The sequence below is a fragment of the Winogradskyella sp. PC D3.3 genome (assembly GCF_054366245.1).
On record NZ_CM135962.1, the window covers coordinates 3657114 to 3671540 of the forward strand.

Consider the following 14427-nt stretch of genomic DNA (forward strand, 5'->3'; position numbering starts at 1 on the left):
TAATTACAGTCATAACCGCAATCATCTTTAGTGAATTCTCTTCGCTATTTTTTTTATATTCTTTCAAATAAAAATTTTAATTTAGTTAATCTTTTCTTCAAAATTCAAATCATAAAAGCCCTCTCCTCCGCTGCTATTTAATCAAATCTTAGGGGAAATTTGTGAAGGGAGGGCAGTTTAAAATATTCATTCTATTTTATTTACGTTAAATAACAATTTATAAACCTCTACCTTTACTTTTTTCCCTAATCTTATTCAAGATTAGGGAAAAAAGTAAAGGTTTAAACCATTATTCTACGACAATAAATTCACTTCGTCTATTGGCTTGATGTTCTGCTTTACTACAAGGTACACCATTACTACAATGATTCACTAATTGGTATTCTCCATAGCCTTTGCTTGTCAATCGATCTTTAGAGATACCTTCTGATATTAAATAACGCATTGTAGATGCTGCTCGTCTTGATGATAGGGCTTCATTGTAACGATCACTTCCTCTACTATCTGTATGTGATCGTATATCGATCTTTAATTCAGGATACATATTCAATGCTTCTACTAACTTCTGAAGCTCTACTTCTGCATCTGGACGGATATTTGACTTATCAAAATCAAAGTAAATAATGGGAATATTTAATACCTTAGCTAAGTCGGTACCTGGCTCTATAACATTCTCTACTGGTGATAATTCAAAATTGTGCTCTCTATCCTCTTGTTCCTTTTCCGAATAGCCATCAGCACTGCTATAATTCTCTTTCGTTACCTTTAATACATATGATGGCTCATAGGCTACTTCTTCTGAATATCTTCCTTGTTCATCCGTGATTAAAGTTGCTATAACATGATTTTCTACGTCCAACACCTCTACTTTCGCTCCTGGCAATGGCAATTGTGTAGATTTGTCTGTTACGACTCCATGTAAAAGACTCTTCAAGTAAATATCTTTTATTGGAGTTTTTTCTAAGAAAGTATAAATGTTATCATATACTTCTTCTCCTTCTATTGTACGATTTGAACTTATAAATCCGCGTTTGTTTTTTACAATGTAACATACATCATCAAAACTTGAGTTTATTGGTTCTCCTACATTCAACAGATTCCCTACAAATTCTCCCTCTGAGTTCATCTTATGGTAGAACACATCATAACCTCCCAAACCAAAATGCCCATCTGATGAAAAATAAAACTCATTCTCTGAGGATACAAAAGGAAAAGACTCACGTCCACTGGTATTGATTGCAGATCCAAGATTTACAATAGCCCCTAATTCGCCTTCGTCTAATTCTACATAATACAAATCTACAGCCCCATAGCCACCTGGACGGTCTGATGCAAAATACAATCTTGTTTCATCTAGGGACAACACTGGATGAGCCGTGTTAAAACCTTCTCCATTTATTGATAATGATTCTACGGACTTCCATTTCCCATCGTCATATGTGGCTGTATAAACCTCTAAATGGTATAAATCTACCCCCTCTTCTTCGGATGGTTGAGGATTGGTTCGGGTAAAGTACATCGTCTTTCCGTCTTTAGTAAAACAAGCCGTCGACTCATGGTACTTTGCATTGACATCGCCTTTTAAGGCCTTTGGTGTACCAAATACCGTATCGTTTGCTACTTCTACACTGTATAGATCCAAAAATGGTAAGCCGTCCCATGAACTAAGGCGATTTCTCAATACTCCTTTATTTCTTGTTGAAGCAAATACTAATTGTCCTTCTTCCTTAAAACTTACTCCATAATCTATTCCTTCTGTATTGAATGGTACATACCATAAATCATAACGCCCTGAGTTGGCCTCGATCATTTTCTTATAACGTGTTACTGATACTTGAGCTCCATGTGTTTCATTATCTAAACCTGATTCAAGTATGTAACGATCAAAATACGTCTCTCCCTTTGAATCTTCTCCAGTCGCTTTTAATGACTGGGCATATCTTAATAGATATTCTGATGGTTGAGAGCTATTCATTGTAAATAATTCTCCATACCACTGCGAAGCCTCTTCATATTTTCCATTAAAATAATAGCTGTCTCCTAATTTCTGTAATAACTCCTCAGACTTATACCCTTTCTCTGCGACACGCTCATAAATCTTGGCAGCTTCCATGTAAGACTTACTAACAAAGGCTTCGTCTGCTTTCTTTAGCTTTGATTGACCTTGTGCAAAAATACTTATTGATAGCATCAATAACGCTAATAAGTGTTTTATAGAGGACTTTCCTATTTTTATTATTGTCATCATATCTTGTTTTGTTGTTAGTTAGAATTAAAAGAATCTTGGGTTGATAATTCCGGAACCTTGCTTTCCTAACTCGAAGCGAAGGAAAATTTCATGAGAACCACCACTATAATTACGTATATCAGTTAAATCATAATCATAGGCATATCCTAACATTATACGCTCTGTTACTTGAAATCCTAATAATCCACTCAAGGCGCTATCCCATCTATAGGCAGCTCCTAAAGTTAGCTTATTGGCATATAGAAAGTTGGCCGATAGATCTGCTGCTAATGGAGCACCATCTACTGCTTTTAATAAAAACGCTGGCTTAAACCTCCAATCTGGTGACAAATCAAAAACATACCCCCCTATCAAATACAAGTGCATCAACTCGCTTGCTGTACTTATTGTAACATCATCATAATGCTCAGTCTCTAAAAATGACGGTACTGAGAATCCTAAATACCATTTGTCTCTATGGCGTAAATATAAACCTGCTCCTATTATCGTTGATAACTGGCCATCGATATTATTAGAAGGATGGAATGCCGGATCTGTAATATCATTCGGATTTAGCTTACCATAATCTACATCTAAAATATTAAGACCACCCTTTAAGCCAAATGATAAATATAATTCATCATCATTTAAAGGTAATGTGTATGAAAAATCTATTACTACATTATTCTCTGTAGAAATTCCTATCTCATCGTTAAAGAAGGATAAGCCTAATCCTACGCGCTCGCTTACTGGAGAATTTACCGAAAAATTCATAGTCTCTGGGGCACCATTTATCCCTACCCACTGAGTTCTATATAGACCTGCAAAACTCAATACTCCACGGTTACCTGCATACGCAGGATTAACCGTTTGAGTATTATACATATATTGAGTGTACTGGGAATCTTGTTGACTAAGTACTATTTGAGATACCGCTAACATGGCTATGAATATAGTAGCTCTCATAAGTTTTATATATTTCGTCATCACTTGTTTATTTGTTATTATTATTTACATATAAGAATCCTGATTGATCTAATATTTCATAGGTCTCTCCTCCATCATAACTGTACTTATATTCTATGATATAGAAGTAATTTCCTGTTGGAAGACCGTTAGAATCTTCAATAGTTGCTCTCCCATCAGAGTACCCTCTAAAAGCCTTATCTTCATTATTATAGCTTTTTTGAGAATATACCTCTACTCCCCATCTATTAAATACCCGAACCCTATTGTCTGGAAAACAATCAATACCTTCTATTACAAAATAGTTGTCGTAAACAGAATTATCTAAATTCACCGCATTGTGGATATCTTCCCCTTTTATTTTACAGGTTAAATGAACTACCTGCACATAGGCTGAACTGTTTCCACATGCATCTGTTGCAGTCCATTCTCTAATCAAATCATATTTATTATTACATTCTCCAGCTTCCTCATACTCGTTCAATACGATACTTACCTCTGATGAACAACTGTCTATTGCTGATAATTCTGCTGCCTCTGGAATGGCGTCACAAGAAGCATAAGTATCTTCTGGCAAGACCCCTGTAAATATCGGTGCTGTGGTATCTACTACAAAAATATACTGTGAATAAACTGATTGGTTATCACATGCATCCGTTGCTGTCCAGGTTCTAGTTATTGTATAATTACCCAAACATGATCCGTCTGTAATCGTCTCATTAAATACTACAGTTGCCATACCACAGTTGTCGAATGCCGTTAAGGTTGGTGCACTTGGCACATCTTCATCACATTCTACAGTAACATCTGCTGGTAAAGCTTCATTGAAGGTTGGTGCTGTAGTGTCTTCTACCGTGATCGTTTGCGTATGAACCGTAGTTAAGCCACAAGCATCTGTTGCTGTCCATTCTCTGATTAAGATATAGTTTCCTGAACATGATCCTGCAGTAGTTGTTTCATCATAACTTACCGTTGCTGTACCACAGTTATCAGAAGCTGTTAATACCTCTGCCGTTGGTACACCATCACATTCTACTGTGATATCTGCTGGTAAGGTCTCATTGAATGTTGGGGTTGTAGTATCCTCTACTGTGATTACTTGCGTATGCACAGTAGTTAAGCCACAAGCATCCGTTGCTGTCCACGCTCTTGTTAATACATAGTTTCCTGAACAACTTCCTGCTACACTTGTTTCATTGAAACTTACCGTTGCTGTTCCACAGTTATCCGAAGCGGTTAATGTTTCCGCTGCTGGTACACCATCACATTCTACTGTGATATCTGCTGGTAAGGTTTCATTGAATGTTGGGGCTGTCGTATCTTCTACAGTGATCGTTTGCGTATGAACCGTAGTTAAGCCACAAGTATCGGTTGCTGTCCATTCTCTTGTTAATACATAGTTTCCAGAACAACTTCCTGCTACACTTGTTTCATTGAAACTTACCGTTGCTGTTCCACAGTTATCCGAAGCAGTTAATACTTCTGCCATTGGTACCGCATCACATTCTACTGTGATATCTGTTGGTAAGGTTTCATTAAACGTTGGTGCTGTCGTATCTTCTACCGTGATCGTTTGCGTATGAACCGTAGTTAAGCCACAAGTATCGGTTGCTGTCCATTCTCTTGTTAATACATAGTTTCCAGAACAACTTCCTGCTACACTTGTTTCATTGAAACTTACCGTTGCTGTTCCACAGTTATCCGAAGCAGTTAATACTTCTGCCATTGGTACCGCATCACATTCTACTGTGATATCTGTTGGTAAGGTTTCATTAAACGTTGGTGCTGTAGTGTCTTCTACCGTGATCGTTTGCGTATGCACCGTAGTAAGGCCACAAGCATCCGTTGCTGTCCACGCTCTTGTTAATACATAGTTTCCTGAACAACTTCCTGCTACACTTGTTTCATTGAAACTTACCGTTGCTGTTCCACAGTTATCCGAAGCGGTTAATGTTTCCGCTGCTGGTACACCATCACATTCTACTGTAATATCTGTTGGTAAGGTTTCATTGAAGGTTGGTGCTGTCGTGTCTGCTACCGTGATGGTTTGCATATACACAGTCGTTAAGCCACAAGCGTCGGTTGCTGTCCACGCTCTTGTTATCGTATAGTTTCCAGAACAAGACCCTGCTACTGTAGTCTCATTAAAACTTACCGTTGCAGTACCACAGTTATCGGAAGCAGTTAACACTTCTGCTATTGGCACCGCATCACATTCTACTGTGATATCTGTTGGTAAGGTTTCATTAAACGTTGGTGCTGTCGTATCTTCTACCGTGATCGTTTGCGTATGCACAGTCGTTAAGCCACAAGCGTCGGTTGCTGTCCACGCTCTTGTTAATACATAGTTTCCAGAACAACTTCCTGCTACACTTGTTTCATTATAACTTACCGTTGCAGTACCACAGTTATCTGTTGCGGTTAATACTTCTGCCGTTGGTACCGCATCACATTCTACAGTAACATCTGCTGGTAAGGTCTCATTGAATGTTGGGGTTGTAGTATCCTCTACTGTGATTACTTGCGTATGCACCGTAGTTAAGCCACAAGCATCCGTTGCTGTCCACGCTCTTGTTAATACATAGTTTCCTGAACAACTTCCTGCTACACTTGTTTCATTGAAACTTACCGTTGCTGTTCCACAGTTATCCGAAGCGGTTAATGTTTCCGCTGCTGGTACACCATCACATTCTACTGTGATATCTGCTGGTAAGGTTTCATTGAATGTTGGGGCTGTCGTATCTTCTACAGTGATCGTTTGCGTATGAACCGTAGTTAAGCCACAAGTATCGGTTGCTGTCCATTCTCTTGTTAATACATAGTTTCCAGAACAACTTCCTGCTACACTTGTTTCATTGAAACTTACCGTTGCTGTTCCACAGTTATCCGAAGCAGTTAATACTTCTGCCATTGGTACCGCATCACATTCTACTGTGATATCTGTTGGTAAGGTTTCATTAAACGTTGGTGCTGTAGTGTCTTCTACCGTGATCGTTTGCGTATGCACCGTAGTAAGGCCACAAGCATCCGTTGCTGTCCACGCTCTTGTTAATACATAGTTTCCTGAACAACTTCCTGCTACACTTGTTTCATTGAAACTTACCGTTGCTGTTCCACAGTTATCCGAAGCGGTTAATGTTTCCGCTGCTGGTACACCATCACATTCTACTGTAATATCTGTTGGTAAGGTTTCATTGAAGGTTGGTGCTGTCGTGTCTGCTACCGTGATGGTTTGCATATACACAGTCGTTAAGCCACAAGCGTCGGTTGCTGTCCACGCTCTTGTTATCGTATAGTTTCCAGAACAAGACCCTGCTACTGTAGTCTCATTAAAACTTACCGTTGCAGTACCACAGTTATCTGTTGCGGTTAATACTTCTGCCGTTGGTACCGCATCACATTCTACTGTGATATCTGTTGGTAAGGTTTCATTAAACGTTGGTGCTGTCGTGTCTTCTACCGTGATCGTTTGCGTATGCACAGTCGTTAAGCCACAAGCGTCGGTTGCTGTCCACGCTCTTGTTAATACATAGTTTCCAGAACAAGACCCTGCTACTGTAGTCTCATTAAAACTTACCGTTGCAGTACCACAGTTATCGGAAGCAGTTAACACTTCTGCTATTGGCACCGCATCACATTCTACTGTGATATCTGTTGGTAAGGTTTCATTAAACGTTGGTGCTGTCGTATCTTCTACCGTGATCGTTTGCGTATGCACAGTCGTTAAGCCACAAGCGTCGGTTGCTGTCCACGCTCTTGTTAATACATAGTTTCCAGAACAACTTCCTGCTACACTTGTTTCATTATAACTTACCGTTGCAGTACCACAGTTATCTGTTGCGGTTAATACTTCTGCCGTTGGTACCGCATCACATTCTACAGTAACATCTGCTGGTAAGGTCTCATTGAATGTTGGGGTTGTAGTATCCTCTACTGTGATTACTTGCGTATGCACCGTAGTTAAGCCACAGGCATCCGTTGCTGTCCATGCTCTTGTTATCGTATAGTTTCCAGAACAAGACCCTGCTACTGTAGTCTCATTAAAACTTACCGTTGCAGTACCACAGTTATCGGAAGCAGTTAACACTTCTGCTGTTGGTACCGCATCACATTCTACTGTGATATCTGTTGGTAAGGTTTCATTAAACGTTGGTGCTGTCGTATCTTCTACCGTGATCGTTTGCGTATGCACAGTCGTTAAGCCACAAGCGTCGGTTGCTGTCCATTCTCTTGTTATCGTATAGTTTCCAGAACAAGACCCTGCTACTGTAGTCTCATTAAAACTTACCGTTGCAGTACCACAGTTATCGGAAGCAGTTAACACTTCTGCTGTTGGTACCGCATCACATTCTACTGTGATATCTGTTGGTAAGGTTTCATTAAACGTTGGTGCTGTCGTATCTTCTACCGTGATCGTTTGCGTATGCACAGTCGTTAAGCCACAAGCGTCGGTTGCTGTCCATTCTCTTGTTAATACATAGTTTCCAGAACAACTTCCTGCTACACTTGTTTCATTATAACTTACCGTTGCAGTACCACAGTTATCTGTTGCGGTTAATACTTCTGCCGATGGTACCGCATCACATTCTACTGTGATATCTGCTGGTAAAGCTTCATTGAAGGTTGGTGCTGTCGTATCTTCTACCGTAATAGTTTGCCTATGAACCGTAGTTAAGCCACAAGCATCGGTTGCTGTCCATTCTCTTGTTAATACATAGTTTCCTGAACAACTTCCTGCTACACTTGCTTCATTGAAACTTACCGTTGCAGTACCACAGTTATCTGTTGCGGTTAATACTTCTGCCGTTGGTACCGCATCACATTCTACTGTGATATCTGTTGGTAAGGTTTCATTGAATGTTGGGGTTGTAGTATCCTCTACTGTGATTACTTGCGTATGCACCGTAGTTAAGCCACAGGCATCCGTTGCTGTCCATGCTCTTGTTATCGTATAGTTTCCAGAACAAGACCCTGCTACTGTAGTCTCATTAAAACTAACCGTTGCTGTACCACAGTTATCGGAAGCAGTTAATACTTCTGCTGTTGGTACACCATCACATTCTAAAGTTATATCTGCTGGTAAAGCTTCATTGAAGGTTGGTGCTGTAGTGTCTTCTACCGTGATCGTTTGCCTATGAACCGTAGTTAAGCCACAAGCATCGGTTGCTGTCCATTCTCTTGTTAATACATAGTTTCCTGAACAACTTCCTGCTACACTTGTTTCATTGAAACTTACCGTTGCAGTACCACAGTTATCTGTTGCGGTTAATACTTCTGCCGTTGGTACCGCATCACATTCTACTGTGATATCTGTTGGTAAGGTTTCATTGAATGTTGGGGTTGTAGTATCCTCTACTGTGATGGTTTGCGTACAATCTGTTGTATTAAGAACAACATCCTCTCCTAAATCTCTAGATCCATTATTATTAGTATCCTCATATTCTGTAATAGTATATGTTCTTGTAACTGTTTGCGTACAAGTTCCCGTGTCTGCACTATTACTTGCTGTAATTTCAATGATACCACAAGGTATATCACCTATAAGACCATCTCCATTACCTAAAGATTCAAATTCTACCTCACTATAAATTGTTTGTGACGGCAAATCCCCATAACATTGAACCGTACTTGTTGGAAATGTTGGACAAGTCACTTCATATATGCAACAAATTGGTGCATCATCAATTATATTTACTTCACATGAATTACTATCAGTAAATAAAACATTATAGTTTGTTCCTCCAGCAATATCACCTGAAGTCCAAATGTTCCCTACAATTGTCCCAGGAGCTCCTGTACCTGTTACGGTGTAAGGTGCCACTCCATTTAATTCAATTTCTATATTATAAGAATACACACCTACATTACAAGTTGTAGTTTCGCTTTCAGCTGTAAAAGCATTCACTGTAAGTTCAGCTGATGCTTCTTCAAAACAAATATTAGCCTCATTTGTAAACAATACCTTATATAGATTACCATCCATACTTGCATCTGCTGTAAAAGATAAACTAGCGGTTGCACCACTTGCTATAGTGCCTGTTTCACCTGATATATCAGAAAAAGTTGTTCCGCCATCTGTACTTAACTGCCATTGATAAGTTACATCTGTACTAGCTGTAGTAAGAGGGTCTGTTACAAGCACGGTAGTTTCAGCTATAGCGCTAAAAATTGCTTCTGTCCCTTCACAAGCTTCAATATCAATGGGTACTGTACTAATATCAATAGTTATTCCTTGCTGAAATGCGTTTTGACCATTTGATGTAGTTTGCGGTAAGGTATTATAAGTATCACCTAGGCCATTTATACCTGCGGCAATTACAATACCATTGCTATTTACGCGACCATTTGCTAAGGTTGCTCCTTCAACACCATATTGCCCGCCATCATTGCCATCTGCATCAACAGAGCCATAAGCTTCATCGGCATCGCTACAGCCATCTCCATCACTGTCTAAATCATCTTTATCTTCTATACCGTCACCATCAGTATCTGGGCAAGGGTTGTTGATGGTAACAGTAATACCATCTAAAAAATTACCTACTGAATTATCACCACCTGCGGCTGACACAGATTCAAACGCAATTACCAGATCTGTAACACCAGGAGGGATTACATAAGTTCCAGAATAAAAGCCCCATGCGGTGCTTCCATCAGACATTATTTGTTGGGTAGTGGCTGTGGCTAGCGTTTCGCCTATTAGAACTTCTGCCACGTCAGTTCCTAACCTTCCCCTGTGATAAACCTCCCAGTTTACTGTTCCTCCTTCGCCATTTATACAAAACGTCTGAAAAAGAGTAGAAACTTCATAGGCGTTAAGTTCTACAAATTGGCGCCCTACGGCGGGAATTCCACGCGAATCAGACCATATCTCTATTTGCCCATCTAAGGCTGTGGTTTCCCAGCCTGGTACTTGACTTTGGTCTACAATTATAAGGTCATCAGTATAAGGATCTTCAAATGAGCCATTCAAAAATGGATTTGCTTGGCAACCACATTCAGCCGTGTCGAGTATCCCATCATTATCATCATCTAAATCATCATCATCATTTACACCATCTCCATCGGTATCATCAATTGCTGCACTTATATTGTTTAAATAATCACACTCCACGATTCCTGTTGATGGAAAATTAACCAAATCAAAAGGTGTAGCCATAGAAGCATCATCATTAATTATTGGATGAAGTGTATTTACAGGTGTAGAAGGAATAGAAATTGTAATAATTTGTGAGCTACCTGCCGCAATAACAGAAGTTGTAGCAGTTGACGCTATTATAGTAGCCGCCGTAGTAGTTGGATCTCCATCGTATACACTTATGGGAGTTCCAGCAATTAAATCTGTTTCTCCTAAAACACTTACCTCTAATATTAATTGATTGGTAACTAAATTATATGTTGCACTATCTATTTGCGCATCTGTAGCGGCAACCGTACCAGGTTCTAATACTAAATTATTTGGATTAAATTGTGAGTTATATTGATTTAAAGCTCTAGACGTAGTAGATGTTATTGGCATAAAGCTAGACACATCTGTTTCTTCAGCTGGAATGGTTAAATCGTCTTTTATATTTACCACACGATACCCACGTTGATTCCACATATTTCTTGCAGGTTGCCAAACTGTTCCTGCCCCTGCTTTAAAAATATTGATACGACCTTCTCCGTTCCCTGCTTGAGCGTCTCCTGTAAAAGCAATCATTTCTGCCTGTCCATCATTATCTACATCTGCTACTACCGGATGTTCGCTCCATGTTAACGTTCCCGAATTAAAGGCTGCTAAGTCTGTAGGGCTTGTAGTACTTCCATCTATAATACGAATATTAGTTTCATCATTATAAACAATTTCCTGTACCCCATCGCCATTAAAATCGAAAGACGTAACCCCCGTCCCCCCTGATGTATCTGATGTTGCTAAACTCCATACTTGATATCCTGATTTTTGTACATTAAAAGCAGTTAATTTAAATCTTTCGCATAACAAAACTTCCGGATAATCTTCTGTTTTTCCATCGTTTGTAATATCATTATAAACGTTAGAAATAGCAGGCATACCAGTTAACTGGGTTCCTGAGGTTGAACCTTTAATAATTAATGTTTGATCCCCATTAGGATCCCAAGCCACTATATAACTTCCAGTATTAAAAACTACATCTAAATCTCCATCTAAATCTAAATCACCAACCGCTGTAGGTCCATCTGCCCACTGTCCAAAACGAGTATCAATATTGTATAAATTTTTTAAAACAGTAAAAGTACCTGCTGTTAAATCTACCCCATAAACAACAGAACCTGCTACAATTTCTTTTCCTGGGTTAGACGGCAATATATCAACTATCACAGGATCTGTTGTGACATTATTATAAGTACTCCCACGAGGATAACCTGTCCCCATATAAATAACCCTATTTAAGGTATTGTTTATCAAATCAAATTTAAAAACACTAGAACCAACAACAATTTCAGGCACCCCATCTTCATCGATGTCCGCGACTCTTGGAGAACCGTACCTGATAAATGTAGTAAGGTCTGATCTGTATTTATAAGTTGTAGAACTTCCCCCTGTGTTAGCAAATACATATACATAACCATTATTACCTACTGTAACAACCTCTGGATACCCATCTTTATCGATATCTGCAATAGCTGGCTGCACAATTGTTCCAGCTGCAGATCCAACATATAAAGGAAGGTCAAAATTAACACCAGCATCTACGAGTGCCCCATTATCTACATGATAAGTCATGTATCCTTTTGCAGTATTTCCTAAAGGAGCAATAATCTCAGGTGTACCATCTCCATCCAAATCCCCAATAGTAGGAGCCAAAGAAGGGTCTAATGTATTTGCTGGCCCTTGTAAAGCCAATTCAATGGAAAAATCTGGTGCTGGTGCTGGTGATACACATGATGGAAATGTAGCAACATAACAGTCTGGATCGTGTTCATCTACATACCCATCGGCATCGTCGTCTAGACCGTTGTTGCAAATTTCTTGGGAAAAACCTAATTGTAAGAAGAAAACTCCTAACAATAGTATTAAAACGTATTTTTTTTTCATGAACTTTAATTATATAGGTTGTTATTCTTTTTAACTCTTTAAAAATTTGTTAACAATTTAAGCAGTTAGTTGCAACCTAAAACTTAAGAAGCAGCTGTTTTCCGCTAAAAAAATAGCTGTTTTCCGCTAAATACATAGATAAAATTCACTAAAAACGGCTCCACCAAAACCCAACAACTAACACACAAACAGATAGTTAAAAGAAACACTTCATGATATTCAAATCAAAAAACGTAAGTACATTAAAAACAATACTAACTTTATATTCATAATACTCATATCATCTCAATGAATTAAAATATAATACAGAAAGCCTTAATAAATATTAAAGCAAATGAGGAGTTATTAAAAATTAAAGTAGTGAAAAAAGAAAATTATAGAATTGATAAATAAAGGGTTTAATTATCATGACAGAATAAAACAATAGCTATTAAGGTCCTATATCAAAATAAGGTACTTAAGCGAAAGATTTCAAAAAATCTAAATAGCAACGCCCTACCAACAAAAGTATATATATTAAGATTCTTTAAAGCTGCAGAAAAAGAAAACCATTTTATCTTACTAAAAAATTAAGCTGCTGGATTATTTTTAAGATTATTGATATAATTTGAAGGAGAAACACCAGTAATCGTTTTAAAACTAGCTGAAAATTTACTGTGAGAAGAAAAACCACATTCATCAGCTAAAAAACTAATTTTATAACTCAAATACTTTTTATCGGTATTCAACTTATTCAAAATATATTGGATACGTAATTCATTTATATAACTATTAAAATCTGTCTCTCTATACTTTTTAAGTATCTGCCTAAAATATTTAGTATTAGTATTTAACTGTCCAATAACCGTAGGTAATGAAATATTTTTATCTAAAAACTTTTTAGAATTTTCAAACTGCTTTAACTTTTCTAATAATTCATTCTCTGTTTTTTCAGAAAGAGCACAATCCGATAATCCATCCTTATGTATTACTTGCATTTTATTTTTACCCTTAAAAAACAAGCCCTTTTTATTACGATTTTTATTGCTATAAAAATAAAAAACAACAATCACAAAAAACATAACAGCTACAATTACATAAACATAATCATCTAACATTTTATTATTTGACTGTTTACCCAGAGCTCTATAGGCTCTATTAATCATTAACTTTTTATTGCTATTATTTCTATTTAAAACAGTAATATATTTATTATTAAACATACTAAAACTATCCAAGACATTTTTCTTTTGATAATATTCTGACAAACTCTTGTATACTTTTGCTTTTAATTCATCGTGATTACTTTTTTCAGAAATAACTAAAGCTTTATTTAAATAGAATTTAGCACTATCCAGTTTTTTTCTTTGTAAGAAAGCATCTCCTAAACCTTGATAAATCAAAGCAGCCCATAATGAATTTTCTGAGCCAGATTGACCAACATGTAAATTGGCTTTGGAAAAATGAAAGAATGCTTTTTTATTTTTATTTAAATATCTATAAGAACGTCCTAACACTTGTTCTGCATTAGCAAGAAAAAAAAATTTGAGCTGTGGATTTTCTTCCTTTTCATATGAAAGCATAGCTAACTCTAAATATTCAATAGCCTTATGATAATCTTCCTCAGCAAATGCATATTCTGCCATTTCATGATTACTCATGGCATTATACTTTAACACTTGTTTTTTATCACTAAAATGATTACTAGCTTCTACTCCTTTTTTTAATTTTTTTTTTCCTTCATCAATAAACCCTATAGTTCTGTACTGCGTCGATAAAAAACCATAAATTCTAGCTTGCCATATATAATCTTCATCTTTTATCGCTATATCAAGAGCTTTCAATGCTTTAATAATTGCGCTTCCTCTCTTTTCTTGTTTCTCCAAAATATCAGCTATAAGCATTAAAGTTTTTACTTTTTGTTTATTATTAATTGAATAAATATATAACGAGTCAGCTACATATAATGCTTTAGTTGGATTAGCAGAAGAAATATTTACTGCTACATCATAATAAATAGAATCAAATTTTTTAGGTTGATGGATTTGAGAAAAAAGAATACAAGGAAAGAAAAGTGAAATATAAAATAAAGCCTTCATATTGGGGAGTTGTAAAACAAAGCTAATAAATTCTTACAATAAAACACAAATCACAATATATATAACCATTTATCTAAATTTGATATCATTTATCGTTTTAT

At 37.2% G+C, this 14427-nt stretch carries 4 protein-coding genes; all 4 read right to left on the reverse strand.

The window, feature by feature from the left end; genetic code table 11:
* Positions 1-289: 289 nt before the first annotated feature.
* The gene (locus tag ACXGSQ_RS16280; protein WP_458627204.1) at positions 290-2248 is read right to left on the reverse strand and encodes an OmpA family protein; all 1959 of its coding nucleotides are present in this window, start codon (positions 2246-2248) and stop codon (positions 290-292) included.
* A 24-nt stretch (positions 2249-2272) separates the two neighbouring features.
* The gene (locus ACXGSQ_RS16285; protein WP_458627205.1) at positions 2273-3193 is read right to left on the reverse strand and encodes a PorP/SprF family type IX secretion system membrane protein; all 921 of its coding nucleotides are present in this window, start codon (positions 3191-3193) and stop codon (positions 2273-2275) included.
* A 28-nt stretch (positions 3194-3221) separates the two neighbouring features.
* Positions 3222-12248: an HYR-like domain-containing protein gene (locus tag ACXGSQ_RS16290; protein WP_458627206.1), complete on the reverse strand. Its 9027-nt coding sequence runs from the start codon at positions 12246-12248 to the stop codon at positions 3222-3224.
* 569 nt (positions 12249-12817) lie between these two features.
* On the reverse strand, positions 12818-14326 hold the full coding sequence (locus ACXGSQ_RS16295; protein ID WP_458627207.1) for a helix-turn-helix domain-containing protein: 1509 nt from the start codon (positions 14324-14326) through the stop codon (positions 12818-12820).
* Positions 14327-14427 lie beyond the last annotated feature (101 nt).

Coding starts and splice junctions, on each gene's coding strand:
- ACXGSQ_RS16280 (WP_458627204.1), bottom strand. CDS start 2,248: ATGATGACAATAATAAAAATAGGAAAGTCCTCTATAAAACACTTATTA.
- ACXGSQ_RS16285 (WP_458627205.1), bottom strand. CDS start 3,193: ATGAGAGCTACTATATTCATAGCCATGTTAGCGGTATCTCAAATAGTA.
- ACXGSQ_RS16290 (WP_458627206.1), bottom strand. CDS start 12,248: ATGAAAAAAAAATACGTTTTAATACTATTGTTAGGAGTTTTCTTCTTA.
- ACXGSQ_RS16295 (WP_458627207.1), bottom strand. CDS start 14,326: ATGAAGGCTTTATTTTATATTTCACTTTTCTTTCCTTGTATTCTTTTT.